This is a genomic window from Glaciibacter superstes DSM 21135, from assembly GCF_000421145.1.
In the GTDB taxonomy this organism is placed as follows: Bacteria; Actinomycetota; Actinomycetes; order Actinomycetales; family Microbacteriaceae; genus Cryobacterium; species Cryobacterium superstes.
Genome location: NZ_ATWH01000014.1, coordinates 51,640 through 70,456 on the forward strand (window position 1 = coordinate 51,640; position 18,817 = coordinate 70,456).

Genomic DNA, 18,817 nt, shown 5'->3' on the forward strand with positions numbered 1-18,817 from the left:
ATGAGTTCGTCACGAGCATTGAGCACCGCAGAACAGAAATTCCTGGCCGGGGTCGACAGTCCGACGGTCGCCAACGCGATCGAACGGTTTGCCGTCCGCGACCGCACAGAAGGGTTCATCGGCGGGGCCGTGCAATGCACATTCCCCGACCTGGGATCCATGGTCGGCCGCGCGCTGACGGTCACCATGTCGAACGCACCGGGCGAACCGGCCCAGCGCGATGGCTACTGGCGCATGTGGGACGCCCTCGAGCAGATGGAAGGCCCGGTAGTCCTGGTCATCGCAGATGCCAGCGGTGCTCCGGAACGCGTTGCATACTCTGGAGAGATCATGTCGCGCCTGGCGCAACGCCTCGGCGCCGTCGGCATGGTGACAGATGGCGGACTCCGCGACATCGAAGAGGTCCGTGCGATCGGCTTCCACTATTTCATGCGCTTTCCCGTGGTATCGCATGCCAACTACGAGATCGTCGCCGTAGGCGAGCCGGTGAACGTCAATGGCCAGCGCGTGAAGACGGGGGACCTTCTCCACGGCGACCGCAATGGAGTCGTCGTCGTCCCGTGGGAGGTCCTGGACCGCCTCCATGACGAAGTCGAGAATGTGCGCAGGATCGAAGCAACGGACATGGACCTCATCAAGAGTGATGGCTTCACGCTGGCCGCTTACAAGGCGCACCGCGGTTACGGATCCTGAAACGGCAGGAGACTTCTCAGCGTCGTCTGACGTCGGCGAGGATCTGATCCATGACACGGGCCGTCCGCATTGCGGTCGTGCCCGTGCTCGGACAGGACCCGACACCGTTCACTTCGTCGACGATGGTCTGTACAAGCGGCTGGTGGACATGCGGCGGATCATCCACGCTGATCTGCTCGACCCGCCTCCCCCTGACGATGTGGATGGGTTCTGGAGCGGAAATCGAGAAACTGATCGTCCCCTCAGAACCGACAACGGTCGTGGTGTCCACGTCCACATCTGAATCAAAACACCACGTACCGCTGCCGATTACTCCCGACTCGAAGCGGTACGAAGCCGCGACAGTGTCCTCGTGCGCCCTCGCCGGACTGTGATTCGTCGCCAGGCCGGCGATATCCGTCATCTGGCCGAAGAGGGAGTCCAGATAGTCGAGTGTGTGGCAAGCCGCGTCGAAGAAGTATCCTCCCGCGGACAGGCCAGCCTGATTCTGCCATGCGCGCGAGCTGACCGTCTGGTACCGCAGGGAGTTCACCGCCCGCACTTGGCCGATCGCACCGTCGGCGATCAGAGTGCGAATCCTCTCGAATCGGGGAAGCGCCCTCCGATAATAGGCGACCCACAGGGCGACGCCGGCAGCGTCGCACGCAGACTGCATCTGACGGCATTCGTCTTCACTCATCGCCATCGGCTTTTCGACGTACACAGACTTGCCGGCCGCTGCGGCACGCAGTGCGTACTCTCGGTGCGTGTTCGGGTGAGTCGCGATGTAGACCGCATCGATGTCGTCAGATTGAAGGATTCCGTCGGCATCGTCGTACCACCGTGGCACCCCGTGTCGTTTCGCGTAATCCTCTGCGAGTGACGGAGTGCGACGCATCACAGCGACGAGCTCTGAGCCGCTCGCTCTCTGGAACGCCGGGCCGCTCTTGACCTCGGTAACGTCCCCGCATCCGATGATTCCCCAACGTACGTGTGCCATCAGTATCCCTTCACCGAACGCCCGGCCGGCGTCGGAAACGATTTCAATTGAAGTTAAACGCTGTCACCGATTCGCCTATGCCTCCAGCCCTGAACGCACCAGCTCTGCCAAATTCTCGACTCCGACCTTCGGGCTTGCCAGCACGGGGATCCCGGTCAATTCCCCCAACGGGCCGGCGAGGCGCGCCATCGATGCCTGTGCGAGCACAATCTGATCAACGCCCCTGTCGACAAGCTCGAGGGCGCTCTGTCGAACCATCTCATCGTGAGCTTCCCTGTCGCCGTTCATCAGGACGTCGAACGCGCCGGCCGCGAGTTGTTCGAAGACCTGGATCTCCCTTCCTGCATCACGGGCGTGCAGTCGGATGAGATCCGCGGTCGGAGCGAGGGTTGTCGGAACGGTGGCGAGCACACCGACTGTGCCTCCAGCCATCGCTGCGTCGCGTGTCATCGCATCATCGACCTTGACGATGGGAATACCGACGTGTGCTTTCGCCGCATCCATCGCGGGCCCAAGAGACGAGCAGGCTGAGAAGATAACGTCAGCGCCCGCGCGTTCCGCCGCCTGCGCGAGATGGAGCATCCGTTCCTCGCTGGACGGAGAGATCCCGCCATCGCGCACCACAGATGCGAGAACATCCGAGTCGACAAAATGAATCAACTCATCTTCGGGAAGCAGTGAACCGATGAGGTCCTGAATCTGGGTATCGACGTTCAAAAACACGAAGCTCGTGTGCAGCATTGCGATCTTTGCCATTTGTTTTCCCTACCTTCGAGGTGAGAGACCCACAGTATATGTCCACGTTTCGCGGGGTCTGGCGCGGGTAATATTCCGCGTGGACGCGGAGGCGTTTATAAGCCTGGTCTGGCCAGATGCAGATCCGGCAGTTCGCTGATCCAGGCCAGGGACTCGCTTGTTGTGCGCGATGGGATGTATTCGCAAGCAACAAGACCGGAATATCCCGCGCGATCCAACGCGGCGAAGACGGCTGGAAAGTCCACACGGCCGGTCGTCGGCTCGCCGCGCCCGGGGTAATCGGCGACTTGGACATGGCCGATGAACGGGCCATATTCGTCGATGACACCGACGAGGTTCTCGCCGTTGCCTGCGAGATGGAATGTGTCGTACAACAGCGAGATCTTCCCCCGACCCGTTCGAGCTCTCACCTCCTCGATCACCGTGATCGCCTCAGCGATGGTTCGCACCGGGAAATCGGCAATACCGCTCAATGGCTCGACCAGCACCGTCCCTCCGACAGCGGCGAAGGCTTCTGACGCGAGAACGAGATTGTCGACGGCAGCGGCATCTTGTCGCTGGGGCGTGCTCGTGGCGTCCCTCCTGCCGTACAACGCGTTGAACAGGCGGCATCCGGTGCTTCGTGCGACCTCCACCACGACGTCGAGGTTATCTATGAGTTCACGCGTGCGGTCGGGTGACGAGATGATTCCACGCTCACCAGCCGCCATGTCGCCTGCGAATAGGTTGAGCGCCGTGAGCCGGCAAGAGGATGCGGTCACCGCGGCGAGGAAGTCGTCGACTTCGCGGCCCTTCGGCTGCGCCTCTCTGAACGGCCACCACAATTCCACCGCTCGAAACCCCGCGTCTGCGGCCGCCTGGAATCGATCAAGGAGCGCGTGTTCGGTGAACAGAAGCGAGAGATTGGCGGAGAGCTCAAAGCGCGATTCGATGACACCGTGTGCCTCGTTCATCGGTTGTATGCCGGCATCGAACCACGCAAGGCGTCTCCGACCGCATCGATTCGATCGACCACATCGGTGTCTAAGGGACCGTTCGCGAGCGCCTGGATGTTGGTATCCAGCTGGGCTGACCGGGAACCACCGAGGAGAATGCCGGCGACATCCGATCTGCTGAGTATCCAGCGCAGGGACAGCTCAACGAGCGAGACGTTCTCGAGCTGTGCGATGTCCTGCAATGTGTCCAGCGCTGCGAAGACGTTCCCGTCCCAGTAGCGGTCCCGGTACATGCCCGCGACGCGGGAGTCGCCGTACCGGCCGGATGACGGCTGTTCCTCGAAGGAATGCCTGCCGGTGAGCAGTCCCCCCGCGAGTGGGTTGTAGACGACCGTGAGAATACGATGCGTGCGCGCGAATTCGAGGTATTCATCTTCGATCCGTCTGGCGACGGCGTTGTACAACTGCTGGGCGAGCTGCGGTCGTGGTGCTCCGACCTGCTCCGCCACCCTGATCACGTCACCGATCTGCCAGGCGGAATAGTTCGAGACTCCGAGGGCGCGGACCTTGCCCTCTGCGACGAGCTCAGCGACCGTCGTGAGGGTCTCGCTCAATTCGGCGGACCGATCTGGTGCGTGCAGGTAGAGGATGTCAATCGCCGGGACGGCCAGTCTTCTGAGGCTCCCCTCGACGCATGATCGGAGCCCGGCGGCCGAAAGCGGCGAGGAGTTCCCCGCGTCTGGGTGGGGCATGCCGGCCTTGCTGGCAAGAACCAATTCGCCCCACTGGTCGGCCAGCAACTTGCCCAGCATCGTCTCCGTCGCACCGCCCGCATAGGCGTTCGCGGTGTCGATGCTGGTGATGCCGGCCGCTACTGCGCTATCGAGCATCGCTGCCGCCTCGCGCTTGTCCACCGTGTCGCCGAACGTCATCGTCCCCAGGGTGAGCGCCGACATCGGAACAGGCACGCCAGTCAGATTGTGGGCCGTAATAGCTGTCATTGGTGCTCCTCATCGAGCTCAGTACATGCGTCTGGATGGAGTATAGGCTCGGGGCCTGACCCCGCGCGAACTGCCGGGACGGCACGGGAGAGAAGTCACACGAATGAGAACCATCGCCGGCGCTTACGCCTCTTCGCCCCGACCGACCATGTCAGCGGACGAGTTCCGTGCATTCACCGATGGCGTGCTCAGCGCCCCTGGATTGGGCGGCCTTGAGATTCCGTTCGTCGATAGTGGCTCGCCATGGCAGTCGCAGGAATACCTCGGTACCGCACCGCGACACGCCCGACATGTGCTGACCCTTGTCCCTGCGATGGTCGCCGGGCTCGTCTCCCGAGCCGCATTCGGCCTCGCCTCCGTCGATGAAGGAGCACGGGCCGCTGCCGTTGAAACAGTCCGAGCGGCATGGACGTTCGTTCAAGAAACGAATTCACAAGCCGGCGGAACGATTGCTGATATCGAACTGCACACCGCCCCAGGAGGAGGATCTTCTTCAGCGGTCGCGTGTGCCCGCTCACTCCAGGAGATCTCCGGCTGGGACTGGGCCGACGTTGCCCTTGCGATCGAGCACTGCGATTCAGAGTCGACTGATCATGTGCCGGAGAAAGGCTATCTCCCGCTCGAGCAGGAACTGCAGCTCGCCGAGGACCACGGGCTGGGCATCGTGATCAACTGGGGCAGGTCTGCCATTGAGAGGCGCGGTGCGGAGGGCGCTTTCGACCATATCGACACCGTAGCCACTCGCGGTCTGCTTGCCGGCGTCGTGTTCTCCGGATGCTCCCCTGTCGCTTCGGAATACGGCGAGGCATGGGCTGACCGGCATCTCCCTGTCCGCGCCTGGTCGAGCAGCGACCTCGCGGGGGCCGCACGCACCAGCCTCCTCACTGTCGGGGAACTGGACAGATGCGTGCAACGAGCGGTCGGGGCGCCTGAACTGCGCTTCCTCGGGATCAAGGTCGGATCGCCCACGGGTGCTGTACTCGACGAGCGTGTGGGCCTCGTTGCAGCGAACCTCGCTATTCTGCGCGATTCCATCGAGAGATCAGCGACTCCCACAAGCTGAGTGCGCGCCGTTGAGGTTCGAGGTCACAGACCAGCCGCCACCCCGGCATGCTCCGCGAGGAAGTCGTCCATCCCGTCGCGGAGTTCTTCGCCCCGACGGATGAGTTCCGGCAGGTCGACGAGGGATCCGGAAATGCTGACGGCATAGACATCTCCGTCGATGCGGAATGCCGAACCGACGCAGCCGAAGCCGATCTGATATTCCTGCTGTTCAACGCTGAAGCGTCGCCGCTGCGTCTCATCGATGTCTGCCTGAAGGGTCGGCGGATCGAGAATCGTCTGCGGCGTATGTGCTCTCAGCGGTTCATCCCACAGCTGGGTCATCAGGGATTCTCCGACCAGCGCGAGCGCCGCCTTTCCGATGGCGGTCGCGTGCAGCGGCATTCGTGCGCCGAGAAACGAATACCGCACGACCGGATCGATCGGATCGACTTTGTCGATGACGGTCATCGTCCCCCCGCGGAGCATGCCGATGTGCGCCGTCGCGTTGTACATCTGCGAGAATCGCGCTGCCAGCGGGCGCAACTCCTGCGCGATGTCGATGGATGCCAGAGCCGCTTGTCCCAATTCGACCAGTCGCGTTCCGAGCAGATATTCGACGTCGGAGCGGCCCCTTCGAACGAAACCATGTCGCTGAAGGACCCGGAGCGCTCGCAGGACCGTGCTTTGGTTTGCCCCGAGTTCAGTGCTGAGCTCACCCAGACGGATGCCTGGACGCCGGGAAAGGATCGTCAGGATGGTGAGCGCCCTGTCGACACTACTGAGTTCGTAGGTCTCGCGCGGTTCTGAGTTCATGGGGACGGGAATCCTTTCGCTTGCCACAGTATCCCGCCAATCCCTTGAGTGACTTGGCGCAGCGGTATAGGCTTCACTATGCGTAAGTAGGTTTCATATAGCGAAAGCTCTCAGTGAAGCCGGGAGCCGAAGGAAGCAGCTCAATGACGATTGCGGCAAAGCGGGGGGAGCAACGCACTGGCGTTGATCTCGATGAAACGGCCACACTGATCCGTCGATCAATCATCGGCATGCTCGAGCGCGCAGGGAGCGGACACAGCGCAGGGCCATTGGGAATGGCCGACCTGCTGACAGCGCTGTACTTTCACATCCTTCGGCACGACCCGAAGAATCCGGACTGGGCAGAGCGAGACATCTTCCTGCTCAGCAACGGCCACACCGCACCGGTGCTGTATGCCGCGATGGCCCATTCCGGCTACTTTCCCGTCGAGGAACTCGACACGCTCCGTCGATACGGATCCCGCCTTCAGGGACATCCGGAGCGCGGCGCGCTGCCTGGCCTCGAAAACACGAGTGGCCCACTCGGCAGCGGACTCTCCCAAGGCGCGGGGTGCGCATATGTGCTGCAGCACATCGATCGTGACCCGAAGAGATTCGTCTACGTCATGCTGGGCGACGGCGAACTGAATGAGGGCAACGTGTGGGAAGCCGCGATGTTCGCCGGCAAGTACAAACTCGGCCAGCTCGTCGGAATCATCGACCGCAACAACATCCAGATCGATGGATCGACCGAAGATGTCATGCCATTGGAAGATCTCAGGGGCAAATGGGAATCGTTCGGATGGCATGTCCTGGAAGTCGACGGTCACAATATCCGAGCGATCATCGATGCAGTCAACATGGCGAAGGCCGTCAGCTACAAACCAACAGTGATCATCGCCCACACGATCCCCGGCAAAGGCGTCGGTTTCATGGAGTATGACTTCCGCTGGCACGGCAAGGCGCCCTCGAAGGCCGAGGCCTCGCTGGCCCTCGCCGGGCTGCATGCTGCCGGCGGATCGGAGAGTCCGTCATGAGCGCGTACCAATTGAACCCCAACGTGTTCTCGGATGACGTGGAGCGCGAACCGATTCGAGCCGGATTCGGTCGGGGCTTGGTCGAGGCCGGGATACGCGACAACCGCGTCGTCGCGCTGTGCGCCGACCTGACCGACAGCACTCAGATGAGTTTGTTCAAGGAGGCATTCCCCGACCGATTCATCGAGGTCGGAGTGGCGGAGCAGAATCTGGTGACGGTCGCAAGTGGAATGGCGCTGATGGGCAAGATCCCGTTCACGAGCAGTTATGCCGCCTTCAGTCCTGGACGCAACTGGGAACAGATCAAGACCACAGCCGCACTGAACGACCAGCCGGTCAAGATCATCGGCTCACATGCCGGACTCAACGTCGGCCCGGACGGCGCCACGCACCAGATGCTGGAAGACATCGCTCTCATGCGGGTGATGCCAAACATGGTCGTCATCGCTCCTGGCGACAGCGTCGAGGCTGAGAAGGCGACAATTGCGGTCGCCGTCAACGCGAAGCCGTCCTACCTCCGACTCGCTCGCGACAAGACTCCGATATTCAGCTCGTCGGCGGCGCCGTTTGAGATTGGCCGTGCCTACGTGCTGAGGGAAGGAAGCGACGTGACCCTCGCAGGTACAGGCACGATGACCTATGAGCTTCTTATCGCAGCGCGCATCCTGGCAGAGCACGGCACAGATGCCGAAGTACTTCATGTGCCGACGATCAAGCCTTTGGACGAGTCCACAATCCTCGTGAGCGTGCGCAAGACCGGCCGGATCGTCACTGCGGAGGAAGCCCAGATCGCCGGCGGCCTCGGTGGTGCTATCGCTGAGTTCCTGGGATCCGCGCTTCCGCGTCCGATTCTTCGTTGCGGTGTCGATGACCGGTACGGTGAGAGCGGAACGCCGCGGGAGCTCCTCGACGCATTCGCACTCACCGGGGCCCACTTCGCGGACCGCGTCAGCGCGTTCATCTCACAACATTCATCCGACTAGAGGACAACCGTGGAATTCATGCGACTCGGCGAACCCGGCAGTGAAGTGCCGGTGCTCCGCGACAACGACCGTTACTACCGCCTTGATTCCCTCACCCGCGACATCGATGGCGCCTTCCTGTCCAGCGACGGAATCAATCGCGCGCGCTCGGCCCTCGCGTCAGGCCAGTTGGCAGAGTACGACGCTCCAGTCGGCATCCGGATCGCCGCGCCGATCGCGCGCCCCATGGCGGTGTTGTGTATCGGCCAGAACTACGCTGCCCACGCCGCAGAATCCGGCAATAGCGCTCCGGAAGTGCCCATTCTTTTCTACAAGCACCCCAACACCGTCGTCGGTCCATTCGATGACGTCTCGATACCTCGCGGTGCTACGAAAGTGGACTGGGAAATCGAACTCGGCGTCGTCATCGGAAAGCGGGCCAGGTACCTGGCGTCTCCTGAGGAGGCGCTCGACTACGTAGCGGGATACGTCACCTCGAACGACGTCTCTGAGCGGGACTTCCAGAAGGTGCATTCCGGGGGTCAATGGTCGAAGGGCAAGAGTGCTGAGACGTTCAACCCCGTCGGCCCCTCACTCGTGCCTGCGTCCGAAGTGAACCCGCAGAACCTGCGTCTGTGGTCGACGGTCAACGGTGAGCCTAGACAGGACTCCAACACAGCGGACATGGTATTCACCGTGGCAGAACTCGTCCACAACCTCTCTCAATACGTCGTTCTCGAACCAGGGGACCTCATCAACACCGGAACCCCGGAGGGCGTGGCGATGTCCGGTCGCTTCCCTTACTTGGTGGCAGGCGATGTCATGGAAGTGGGGATCGACGGACTCGGTTCCGGGAGCCAGAGGCTCGTCCCTGCAGCCGACTGATTCGTCGCCTGTGCGGAATCCCACCGCACGGCTCGGCCTGTCGTGCTCGATAGGCTCGAAGAATGAACCAACCCCGCCTCCTCGTCAGTGTCCCAGGTACCACTCTGCGCGAAGCGCTCGGTGATGTTCCAGACGGTGTCGAGTTCATCGAATGGGATATGACCGGCCGGGCCCCGTTCGAATCCGCCGACATTGTTGTACCTCCTTATATGGGGAGCTTCGACAAACTGCGGAACCTCGCCGGAGTGAAGGCACGACTCGTTCAGAGTCAGTCAATCGGAAGCGATGGGGTCGAGAGGGCCCTCCCACCCGGCCACGTCTTCGCGAACGCCGCCACCGTGCACGAGACGTCGACCGCCGAACTCGCCTTGGCACTGATCCTGGCATCACAGCGTGGCATCCCCGATTTTGTGCGTGCCGCCGAGCAAGGCCACTGGGCGCCTGCCCGCCACCAGAGCCTCGCCGACCGTACCGTGCTGCTGCTCGGTTTCGGCGGCGTCGGACAGGCGATCGAAGCGAGGCTCCTCCCCTTTGAAACGAACGTGGTGCGCGTCGCATCGAGGGCGCGCACCGACGAGCGCGGTGCAATCCACGGCATCGACGAACTCCCCGAGCTGCTGCCGACGGCCGACATTGTCGTGGTCGGCGTACCGCTCTCCCCCGCGACCACCGGACTCGTCGACGATGCATTCCTTGAACGGATGCCCGACGACGCGCTGCTGGTGAACATCGCACGCGGCAAGGTGGTCGACACCGACGCCATGCTGAAGCACGCAACATCCGGCCGCCTGCGCTTTGCCCTCGACGTGACCGACCCGGAGCCACTCCCCGATGACCACCCCCTGTTTGCACTCCCGAACGTGCTGATCAGCCCGCACGTCGGCGGCGCGTCCACCGCGATGATGCCGCGGATGGCACGGCTGCTGCGCGAACAGATCGAACGGATGCTGCGTGGCGATGACCCGGTGAACGTGGTCGTGCGCAGCTAAGACGCAGCTAAGACGCACCCACCTTTTCGAGCTCGTCGATCAGCACGACGCCGGTGGCGTCGCGTGCCACGGTCTCACCGAGTTCCGCGGCAGCACGGCGGTAGCCGGGGTCGTCGAGGACCTTGGCGATAGCCCGTGCGATCTTTTCCGCGGATGCGCGGCGCGAGACTGCGATGCCTGCTCCGCGAGTCGTGACTCGCACCGCGTTGTCGACTTGGTCGCGGCCGTGGTGGAGGATGACGAGCGGCAGTCCCGCCGCGAGCGTCTTGATCACGGTGCCGTGACCGCCGTGCGTGACGACCAGGTCAGCCTGGCGCATCACCTCACGGTGCGGCGCCGACGCCACCACCGTCACGTTCGCCGGGGCATGAATCGCATTGGTCGCGACCGCGGGCCCGGTGGTCACCACGCCGCGCACCGGAAGACCCCCCAGTGCGTCGGTGATGCGTTTCAGGCAGTCGACGTGGTTCTGGAATGTCGAGGACATCGCCACGAGCACGAGCGGCCCGTCGCCCGCGGGCGCCATCCAGTCGGCGTCGGCCGCCCAGGCCGGGTCGTCGAGGATCGGCCCCACGTAGCGAGCGTTGTCGGGCATGGTCGCCGGGAAGTCGAACGCTGCGGAGGTGATTATGAGCTGGCGCCGCGCGCCCTGCAGTTGGCCCCAGGTCGTCGCGCTCGGTTCGAGACCGTACTCGGCGCGCACCTCGTTGACCCGCACGAGTGCGTAACGGTCGAGGAGCCGCGGCGTCATGGAATTCATGGCGCGGTCACGCAGGCGACCAAGGGGCCCGCGCGCTGGCGACAGTCCGACACCCAGCGGCGGCAAGCCGTCCGCGGGCAGAAGGAGGCCAACACGAGGTCGGGCCGAAGCGCATCGATAGCGGCGGTCGTGTCGCGCGCCTGATCGGGCGCAGGTCCGGAGATCATGTGTTCGGCCATGCCTCGGGCCAGACTCGTCGGCATCCGTAGTTCCCAGTCGCGATACTCGTCCACGGTGCCCGACGTGCCGGGCAGGTATGCCGCGCCGGTGCGTCGCACCTGGTCTGCGATCGATTCCTCGGCGAGCACGGTGACGCTGTGACCCCGGTCGACGAGCCGACGGGCGACGCCGAGTTCGGGGGGAATGGTGCCGCCGGCCGCCGTCAGCGCGAAGAGGTAAGTGCGAGGCGTGGCGGACGACGCGAGTCGGCCCGTACGGGATGCCGACTCGTCGTCGCTCATGCCGGTCATCATACGCATCCGTCGCCCGGCGCACCAGATGGCGCGTAGACTGTGGTCAGACCACAGGTATTGCTGCACCACGCCGTATTGCCGCACCACAACGGATGCCGGGGAGGCTGACTGCACATGCCCGCCGACACCCGACGCGCCTGGGAAACCGTGCTGCGCTCCATCGAGGCCGACCTGCTCTCCGGGGTACTGAAGCCCGGCGACCACCTGCCTCCTGAGCGCGCCCTCGCCGCCGAACAGGGCGTCGGCCGCTCGAGCGTACGCGAGGCCCTGCGCGTGCTCGAGGTGCTCGGCCTCATCCGCACGGCCACCGGCTCTGGGCCGTCATCCGGCGCGATCATCGTCGCGCTGCCCGGTGGCGGAATGAGCGCGCTCATGCGGCTGCAGGTCGCGGCACAGGGCTTCGCGGTCGCCGACGTCGTGAAGACCCGCCTCGTGCTTGAGGCCTCAGTTGCGAGCGAACTCGCCACGGCGTGCGCCAGCGATCATCCAACAGATTCCGGCCCCACGGCCCCCGACCTCAGCGTCGCCCGCCAACTGCTTGACGCGATGGACCGGCCTGCCCTCACCGAAGCGGAGTTCCTCGCCCTCGACGCGCAGTTCCACCTCAGCCTGGCCGAAGCGTCGGGCAACCAAGTCGTGACCGCGATGATGGCCGGGCTTCGCAGCTCGATCGAAAGCTACGTTCAGGCCGCCGTACCGAATCTGCAGTCCTGGCCCCAGACATCCGTTCGGCTGCGCAGCGAGCACCGCGACATTCTGGCGGCGATCGCGGCCGGTGAGCCGACGGATGCCGCGGCGCGCGTTCGAGCGCACATCGATGGTTACTACGAGGAGTCCCGCATCACTCCCGGGCCCGCAGCGCCGGAACGGGCCCTCTCCGCCTGACCACAAGCGCACACCAGCCAGACCAGACAAGACAAGACCAAACCAAACCAGAAAGTGATCCCATGGTTCAAAGACGATTCCCCAAGGTGCGCGACCTCGCGCCGCTGATGAAGTTCAAAGCTCCTGAGCTCAACGCCAAGAAGCGCCGCCTGGCCGCCGCGCTCACCATCGACGACTTGCGCAAAATCGCCAAGCGACGCACTCCGACAGCGGCGTTCGACTACACCGAAGGCGCGGCAGAGGCGGAGATTTCGCTTGGCCGTGCCCGCCAGGCCTTCCAGGACATCGAGTTCCACCCGTCGATCCTGCGCGACGTCTCGACAGTCTCCACCGGCTGGGACGTGCTCGGCGCCCCGGTCGCCCAGCCGTTCGGCATCGCGCCGACCGGCTTCACGCGCATGATGCAGACCGAGGGCGAGATCGCCGGCGCCCACGCTGCCGCGCGCGCCGGCATCCCCTTCGCCCTCTCGACCATGGGCACAACCGCGATCGAAGACGTGAAGGCGGCCAACCCGAACGGTCGCAACTGGTTCCAGCTCTACATGTGGAAGGACCGCGACCGCTCGATGGCGCTGGTTGACCGGGCCGCGAAATCGGGCTTCGACACCCTCCTCGTCACCGTGGACGTTCCGGTCGCGGGCGCGCGCCTGCGCGACAAGCGCAACGGCTTCTCGATCCCGCCTGCGCTCACGCTCGGCACGGTTGTCAACGCACTCCCCCGCCCGGAATGGTGGATCAACTTCCTCACCACCGAGCCGCTGGCGTTCGCCTCGCTCGACCGCTGGAGCGGCACCGTCGCCGAACTGCTCGACACCATGTTCGACCCGACCGTCGACTTCGAAGACCTCAAGTGGATCAAGGAGCAGTGGCCCGGCAAGGTCGTCGTCAAGGGCGTGCAGAACCTTGAGGACGCCAAGCGCCTGGTCGACATCGGCGTAGACGGGATCACCCTGTCGAACCACGGCGGACGCCAACTCGACCGCGCACCGATCCCGTTCCACCTCCTGCCGGAGGTCGCGCGCGAAGTGGGAGCGCACACCGAGGTTCACCTCGACACCGGCATCATGTCTGGAGCCGACATCGTCGCATCCGTCGCCCTCGGCGCACGGTTCACGATGATCGGGCGGGCCTACCTCTACGGCCTGATGGCCGGCGGCGAGGCGGGTGTCGATCGCACCATTGAGATCCTCTCCGAGCAGGTCGCGCGCACCATGCGGTTGCTCGGCGTCAACTCGCTGGAGGAGCTTGAGCCGGGCCACGTGACCCAGCTTGCACGGCTCACTCCGATTGCCAGGCAGGCCACGGATGCCGCTGCCGCCGTTCCCGCCCGCAGGTCGCCCGCGTCCGTCGGCGCGTCGAGCCCCGCTGCCGTGTCGGTCGCGAAGGCGACTGCAGCCCCGAAGAAGCCCGCGTCTCCGAAGAAGCCTGCTGCCGCGAAGCGTGCGCCTGCCAAGGCAGCGACACCGGCAGCGACACCGGCCAAGCGGCCTGCTACCGCCAAGGCGTCCAAGCTGCCGTAGGGGCCCAGCGTCAGTCCATAATCGCTGTTTGCGCCGAGTGTCGCCGCACCACTGGCGACGCTCGGCGCAAACGGGTCAACTGGGAGCCCGTTGGCGCCCCGCGTCAGGATTCCGCCGTAATCTCAGGATCGGAGAATGCGGTGGGCGGCGATACGGCTTTCGCTGCCGTCGAGGTCGATGATGCCTTCCGCAACACCGACAACAAGGTCGAATCCCTCTTCGGTCGAAAAGTTGTGCTCGTAGCCATTGATCCAGAGGAACAGCACCATGAGTGTCCAGCCGGTGCGCTTGTTTCCGTCGACCAGAGGGTGGTTTCTCACCAGGGATTCGAGCAACGCTGCAGTCTTGCGGTCAAGCGTCGCGTAGGCGTCGGTTCCGAACATGGAAGCGGAGGGCCGAGCGAGAGCCGACGAGAGGAGGCCAGCGTCCCGCACAGGGAAGCCGAAGCGCCCGGTCACCTGAAGCGCGTCGTCCTGTTCCAGGTAGAGCGTCACGCGTCTTCGAGGCGCTTGAGCAAGTCAGCGTCATGGTTGAGGACAAAATCCAGACCGGACTTTATCTCCTCGCGGCGCGAGTACCGCGCAACAACATCTCCGGCCGCCTCAACGAGGAGCGCGTGCTTGGACGTGTGCCTCACTCTCGCGATCGCCTCAAGCGCCGAGTCGAGTTCTTCCGGGAGTCTCACCGTCATGGCCATGCGCTCATGGTATCACTGTGGTATCACACCGGTCTCACTCTGCGGCGAGGATCCGACGCCCGTCAGCGCAACGCGTTTCGCCGCGCGACGCCTCCGAGCCAGGCGAGACTCGGCTTGGGGCTGCGTTCGAACGTCTCCGGGTCCCAGCCGATCAGCCCGAATGTCGGCCTGAAGCTGCCCCACTCATAATTGTCGAGCGCACTCCAGTGAAGATAGCCACGCACATCGATTCCGTCTGCGAGCGCACGCTCGACCCCCTCAAGGGCCCCCGCCGTGTAGTCGATCCGACGCGCGTCATCCGCCGTCGCGATGCCGTTCTCTGTCACGTACACGGGCACGCCGTTGCGTTCCCAGCTGCGACGGATGCCGAACTCGAGTGCTCCAGGGTAGTACTCCCAGCCGGTGAGGGTTCGCTCCGCGCCAGCGGGGATCGGCACCGGGCCGTCGGCCCCGATCTTCGTTCGGGTGTAGGCCTGGATACCGATCCAATCGTCACCGGCCGCCGCATCGAGGAACACGTCTTCCCGCGAGCGCCCGTGCTCTGCTGCCGCACCCTCGAACCCTGGCTCCGCCTGATAGGCCTGCGTCGCAACCGACCAGCCCGCCTGCTTTCCCGCCGACCGGAGGATCGAGGATGACACTCGATGCGCGCCGATCAAGTTCTCTGTCACCACCGGATGCCCGGACGGCAGCCCTCCGGACAGGAACGCGTCTCTCTCCTCGGAATTCGCCATGATGGCGACCATGTTGGGCTCGTTGATCGTGCAGACGAGTTCGACGTCCGTGAGCACCGGCAGCGCCGTCTCAGTGAACCGACCGAACAGGTCGACGGCGCGCGGCGAGTGCCAGCCCACCTCGCGCGCGAACCAGGCCGGATTTGTGAAGTGGTGCAGTGTCACCATCGGAGTGAGCCCGAGATCTCGCGCCGTGTCGACCATCCGCCGGTAGTGATCGAGCTGCGCAAGGGAGACACACCCCTTCTCCGGTTCGATGCGCGCCCACTCGATGCTGAAGCGATAGCTGGTCAGACCGGCGTCAGCGAGCATCCGCATGTCTTCTGGGTAGCGGTGATAACTGTCAGCGGCATCCCCGCTCGGTGACTCGATCGGGCTGGGACTCGGTGCGTGCCCGTGCTCCCTGAGCCACCAGTCGCTTGACACATTGTTGCCTTCGACCTGGTGCGCTGCGGTTGAGGCGCCCCAGAGGAACCCGTTCGGGAAGGTCATTCGTCTCTCCTTGGATTGTGACTGGTCGTTGGATTGTGACTGGTCGCCGCGCGACACGCGGTCATTTGATGCCGGTCAGCGCGATGCCCTGTACGAAATAGCGCTGCAGCACGACGAACACCAGCAGCACCGGGATGACCACCACAACGGCGCCGGCCATCATCAGCCCGTACTGGGCGGCGTTCTGCCCGACGGAGTAGAGGGCCAGCGCCACCGGAAGTGTGTACTTCTCCTCGCTGGTGGCAACCACCAGCGGCCAGAGGAAGTTGTTCCAACTGCCGAGGAAGGTCAGGATTGTCAGCACGGCGACCGCCGGCCCGCAGAGCGGCATGATCACCCGCAGGAAGATCCGCCACTCACTTGCGCCATCGATCCTGGCTGCCTCAATGATGTCGTCTGGCAGGCTGCCGATGAACTGTCGCATCAGGAACACTCCGAGCGGGGTGATCAGGAACGGCAGGATCAGTCCCGGATACGAATTGACCAAACCGAGGTTGCTGGTCAGGACGAACAGCGGCACGAAGGTGACAACGCCGGGAACCATCAGCGTGCCGAGCACCATCCCGAACAACAGTCGCTTGCCTGCGAACTCCAGCTTTGCGAGCGCATACCCGACCATGGAGGAGAACACGATGTTGCCGAGGGTGACGAAAACCGCAACGATCACGCTGTTGGTGAAGAAGGTCGTGAAGTCGAGCCGGCCGAACAGCTGGGCATAGTTGTCGAGAGTCGGGTTCTCCGGCAGGAAGCCAAGCGGCGACCGCCTGATCTCCGCGTTCGTCTTGAATGAGCCGAGCACCATCCAGATGAACGGAAACACCATGGCGACGACGCCCAGTGTCAGTACAACGTAGAGAACCGTTTTGCGCGTGGTGTTCGAGCGACGGCGCGTGCGGTGCCCATCCGTCGGCCGACCGACATCCGTCGGCTTGCGCGCATCCGTTACCTGGCTGGTCATGGCTTCTCCCTCAGCAGGCGGAACTGCACCAGCGACAACACCACGATGGCCAGGAAGAGCACGTAACTGGCGGCGGATGCGAACGAGTAGTTCCCGAAGCCGAACTGGTTGAAGGTGTACATGGCACCGGAGAGTGTGCTGTCGAGCGGGCCGCCCCGTGTCATGACGAATGGTTCCTCGAAGAACTGCAGAAAGCCGATTCCGGTGATGACAGCGGCGAACAGCAGGGCCGGTCGGAGTGCGGGGATGGTCACGTTGGCGAACCGTTTCACGGCACCTGCACCGTCCATCATGGCCGCCTCGTGCTGCTCCTGCGGCACGCCCTGCAGTCCGGCGAGGAAGATCACCATCAGTGTGCCGATGTTGCGCCACACCGCCATCAGGATGAGCGACGGAAGCGCCCAGGTGGTGTCTTCCAGCCAGTTCGGACCAGTGATTCCGAACCACGACAGAAAGCCATTGAGCAGCCCATCCGGTTGCAGGATGAATCGCCAGACGATGGCGATCGCGACGATGCTGGTGACGACGGGCGCGTAATAGCCGACCCTGAACACGGTGCGAAACTTCGTGATGCCGGTATTCAGGGCCAGTGCGACCAGCAGGGCAACGACGATGGTGAGCGGCACTCCGACCACGACGAAGATGCCGGTGTTCAGCATCGACCTCAGGAACCGAGGATCCTCGAACAGGTGCACATAGTTCTCGAACCCGACCAGGTTCACGTTGAACGGAGTGCGCAGGTCGCGGGTCGTCAGGTCGGTGAAGCTCATCAGTAACGACGCCACGATCGGCCCGGCCATGAACACCAGGAACAGGATCAGGAACGGGGTTGCGAACCCCCATGCCGTCCAGGTCAGCTTGCGGCGCCCCGGCGAACGTCGGCGGGGCGCCCGTCCGAGCGCCGGGTTGACGGCGACCACGACTACTCGCCTGTGCCGATCGATTCCGCCTGTTGCTGGATTGCCTCGAGCGCTGCGTCAACGCTCTGGTCACCTCGCGTGACCTTCTCGAGTTCCTGGTCGATCACGGCCGAGACTTGGGCCCACGTCGGGATGGCGGGCGGCGCCTTGGAGTCCTTCAACTGCTCGGCGAAGACGCTGAGGTACGGATCTTCTGAGAAGGTCGGGTCGTCAAAAGCGGCTTGCACAGACGGCAGGTCGGTGGAGATGTCGTACCACTTCATCTGGGTCTCCGGCTGGCTGAGCCAGCGCACGAACTTCCACGCGGCATCCCGGTTCTCGCTGTCATTGAACACCGCGAGGTTGCCTCCACCGGTGAAACTGGTGCGCGTCTTGTCGCCGGGCACCTCGGCGACGGCGAACTTGTCTGCGAACTCTGGGCCACCCTGCTCACGCAGAAGGCTCACGTGGAACGGTCCGCTGAAGAAGGAGCCGATCTCGCCGTCGATGAACTTCTGCTCGATCTCGCCGCCCTCCAGTCGAACCGGCTCAGAGATCCCGTCGGTGAAGAAGCTCTGGTAGAACTCGAACGCGTTCTTCCACTCTTGGCTGGTGAAGTCGAACTCGCCATCGTCGTTCAGAATGTCGCCGCCCTGCTGCCAAACCAGCGGCGTCACGTAGATCCAGGAATCAAGGCCTCCAGGTGGCAGTGAGACTCCGGATGCTGCACCTTGCTGCTTCAATGCCGCCGCGAAGGCTTTGTACTCATCCCAGGTCGTCGGTGCTTCGACGCCGGCGGCTTCGGCCATGTCGGTTCGGTAGTAGAGCACGCGTGTGTCGACGTACCACGGCACGCCGTATGCGACATCGTCAACAACAGCGGTCTCCCACGATCCCTCGAAGAAGGAGGACTCGTCGACGACGCCCTCTGGTGTGGGCTCGAGCGCGCCGGTTGCCGCGAATTCACCGACCCAGGTAGTGCCGAGCATCGAGATGTCGGGCGTCTCACCTCCGGCAATCGAGGTGGCGATGCGATCGTGGGCGCTCTCCCACGGAACGGCGGTGACGTTGACGGTGGCATCGGGGTTTTCCTTCTCGAACTGCCCGGCAAGATCGCCAAGCACCTCCCCCTCGTTGCCCATCGCCCAGATGGTGATCTCGCCCGAAGCGGGCTCGTCGTTGATCGCCTCTCCTGCCCCGGCATCCCCTGTGCCTTCGCCTTCGCCGCCGCCGCGGCCACAGCCGGTGAGTGCCAGGGCTCCGACGACGGCGATGATTCCGAGTGATCTCCAGTGTGTGCTCATGTCCGGCCTCCGTTGGTCAGCG

20 protein-coding genes and 1 pseudogene are annotated in these 18,817 nt (G+C 64.0%); 8 read left to right on the forward strand and 13 right to left on the reverse strand.

Annotated features, from left to right (window positions below; all coding sequences use genetic code 11):
• Positions 1–693 (forward strand): RraA family protein, encoded by a 693-nt coding sequence (locus K323_RS27250; RefSeq protein ID WP_169515691.1) that lies wholly within the window; start codon positions 1–3, stop codon positions 691–693.
• A gap of 16 nt (positions 694–709) precedes the next feature.
• Here the strand turns inward: K323_RS27250 and K323_RS0118685 are convergent, their stop codons facing one another.
• The 4 genes from K323_RS0118685 to K323_RS0118700 form a co-directional block, all read right to left on the reverse strand.
• Positions 710–1,672, reverse strand: a complete 963-nt coding sequence (locus tag K323_RS0118685) for a Gfo/Idh/MocA family protein (RefSeq protein WP_022886787.1) — start codon at positions 1,670–1,672, stop codon at positions 710–712.
• A gap of 75 nt (positions 1,673–1,747) precedes the next feature.
• Positions 1,748–2,428, reverse strand: coding sequence for an aspartate/glutamate racemase family protein (locus K323_RS0118690; protein ID WP_022886788.1), 681 nt, complete (start codon positions 2,426–2,428; stop codon positions 1,748–1,750).
• A 95-nt stretch (positions 2,429–2,523) separates the two neighbouring features.
• Positions 2,524–3,381, reverse strand: coding sequence for a hydroxypyruvate isomerase family protein (locus K323_RS0118695; protein WP_022886789.1), 858 nt, complete (start codon positions 3,379–3,381; stop codon positions 2,524–2,526).
• Positions 3,378–4,364 (reverse strand): aldo/keto reductase, encoded by a 987-nt coding sequence (locus K323_RS0118700; RefSeq protein WP_033373617.1) that lies wholly within the window; start codon positions 4,362–4,364, stop codon positions 3,378–3,380. The genes K323_RS0118695 and K323_RS0118700 overlap by 4 nt, the downstream gene beginning before the upstream one ends.
• A gap of 103 nt (positions 4,365–4,467) precedes the next feature.
• Between K323_RS0118700 and K323_RS27255 the strand changes: the two genes are divergently transcribed.
• Positions 4,468–5,427, forward strand: a complete 960-nt coding sequence (locus K323_RS27255; protein ID WP_022886791.1) for a DUF4862 family protein — start codon at positions 4,468–4,470, stop codon at positions 5,425–5,427.
• A 23-nt stretch (positions 5,428–5,450) separates the two neighbouring features.
• Here K323_RS27255 and K323_RS0118710 read toward each other — a convergent pair whose 3' ends face one another.
• Positions 5,451–6,221 carry an IclR family transcriptional regulator gene (locus K323_RS0118710; RefSeq protein ID WP_022886792.1) on the reverse strand — a complete coding sequence of 257 codons (771 nt, stop codon included), beginning with the start codon at positions 6,219–6,221 and terminating at the stop codon, positions 5,451–5,453.
• A 143-nt stretch (positions 6,222–6,364) separates the two neighbouring features.
• On the opposite strand from K323_RS0118710, the gene K323_RS0118715 reads away from it, so the two are divergent.
• The 4 genes from K323_RS0118715 to K323_RS0118730 all read left to right on the forward strand — a co-directional run bounded on the left by K323_RS0118715 (position 6,365) and on the right by K323_RS0118730 (position 10,073).
• Entirely contained in the window at positions 6,365–7,237 is an 873-nt protein-coding gene (locus K323_RS0118715) for a transketolase (RefSeq protein ID WP_022886793.1), read from the forward strand.
• Positions 7,234–8,220 (forward strand): transketolase family protein, encoded by a 987-nt coding sequence (locus K323_RS27260; RefSeq protein WP_022886794.1) that lies wholly within the window; start codon positions 7,234–7,236, stop codon positions 8,218–8,220. Before K323_RS0118715 ends, K323_RS27260 begins: the two co-directional genes overlap by 4 nt.
• Before the next feature lie 9 nt (positions 8,221–8,229).
• Positions 8,230–9,084: a fumarylacetoacetate hydrolase family protein gene (locus tag K323_RS0118725; RefSeq protein ID WP_022886795.1), complete on the forward strand. Its 855-nt coding sequence runs from the start codon at positions 8,230–8,232 to the stop codon at positions 9,082–9,084.
• A gap of 62 nt (positions 9,085–9,146) precedes the next feature.
• Complete coding sequence (locus tag K323_RS0118730; protein WP_022886796.1) at positions 9,147–10,073, forward strand: 2-hydroxyacid dehydrogenase; 927 nt, start codon at positions 9,147–9,149, stop codon at positions 10,071–10,073.
• 7 nt (positions 10,074–10,080) lie between these two features.
• Here K323_RS0118730 and K323_RS30285 read toward each other — a convergent pair whose 3' ends face one another.
• On the reverse strand, positions 10,081–10,833 hold the full coding sequence (locus K323_RS30285) for a glycosyltransferase (RefSeq protein ID WP_211219874.1): 753 nt from the start codon (positions 10,831–10,833) through the stop codon (positions 10,081–10,083).
• Positions 10,830–11,294: a glycosyltransferase family protein gene (locus tag K323_RS30290; RefSeq protein WP_211219875.1), complete on the reverse strand. Its 465-nt coding sequence runs from the start codon at positions 11,292–11,294 to the stop codon at positions 10,830–10,832. The genes K323_RS30285 and K323_RS30290 overlap by 4 nt, the downstream gene beginning before the upstream one ends.
• Positions 11,295–11,420: 126 nt before the next feature.
• Here K323_RS30290 and K323_RS27270 point away from each other — a divergent pair, with 126 nt between their 5' ends.
• Both K323_RS27270 and K323_RS27275 read left to right on the forward strand, forming a co-directional pair.
• On the forward strand, positions 11,421–12,191 hold the full coding sequence (locus tag K323_RS27270; protein ID WP_022886797.1) for a FadR/GntR family transcriptional regulator: 771 nt from the start codon (positions 11,421–11,423) through the stop codon (positions 12,189–12,191).
• A gap of 62 nt (positions 12,192–12,253) precedes the next feature.
• Positions 12,254–13,486: pseudogene (locus K323_RS27275) on the forward strand (alpha-hydroxy acid oxidase); the annotation flags it as partial.
• A 347-nt stretch (positions 13,487–13,833) separates the two neighbouring features.
• On the opposite strand, the gene K323_RS0118750 reads toward K323_RS27275, so the two are convergent.
• From K323_RS0118750 to K323_RS0118775, 6 genes are all read right to left on the reverse strand, one after another.
• On the reverse strand, positions 13,834–14,205 hold the full coding sequence (locus K323_RS0118750) for a type II toxin-antitoxin system death-on-curing family toxin (RefSeq protein ID WP_022886799.1): 372 nt from the start codon (positions 14,203–14,205) through the stop codon (positions 13,834–13,836).
• Positions 14,202–14,408 carry a CopG family ribbon-helix-helix protein gene (locus K323_RS0118755; protein ID WP_022886800.1) on the reverse strand — a complete coding sequence of 69 codons (207 nt, stop codon included), beginning with the start codon at positions 14,406–14,408 and terminating at the stop codon, positions 14,202–14,204. The genes K323_RS0118750 and K323_RS0118755 overlap by 4 nt, the downstream gene beginning before the upstream one ends.
• A gap of 62 nt (positions 14,409–14,470) precedes the next feature.
• Positions 14,471–15,634, reverse strand: coding sequence for a glycoside hydrolase family 1 protein (locus K323_RS0118760; protein ID WP_022886801.1), 1,164 nt, complete (start codon positions 15,632–15,634; stop codon positions 14,471–14,473).
• 61 nt (positions 15,635–15,695) lie between these two features.
• Entirely contained in the window at positions 15,696–16,592 is an 897-nt protein-coding gene (locus K323_RS27280; protein ID WP_022886802.1) for a carbohydrate ABC transporter permease, read from the reverse strand.
• A complete protein-coding gene (locus K323_RS0118770) occupies positions 16,589–17,512 on the reverse strand; it encodes a carbohydrate ABC transporter permease (protein ID WP_022886803.1) in 924 nt (307 codons plus the stop codon). The genes K323_RS27280 and K323_RS0118770 overlap by 4 nt, the downstream gene beginning before the upstream one ends.
• Positions 17,513–17,514: 2 nt before the next feature.
• Positions 17,515–18,795, reverse strand: a complete 1,281-nt coding sequence (locus K323_RS0118775; protein WP_022886804.1) for a sugar ABC transporter substrate-binding protein — start codon at positions 18,793–18,795, stop codon at positions 17,515–17,517.
• Between the last annotated feature and the right edge of the window lie 22 nt (positions 18,796–18,817).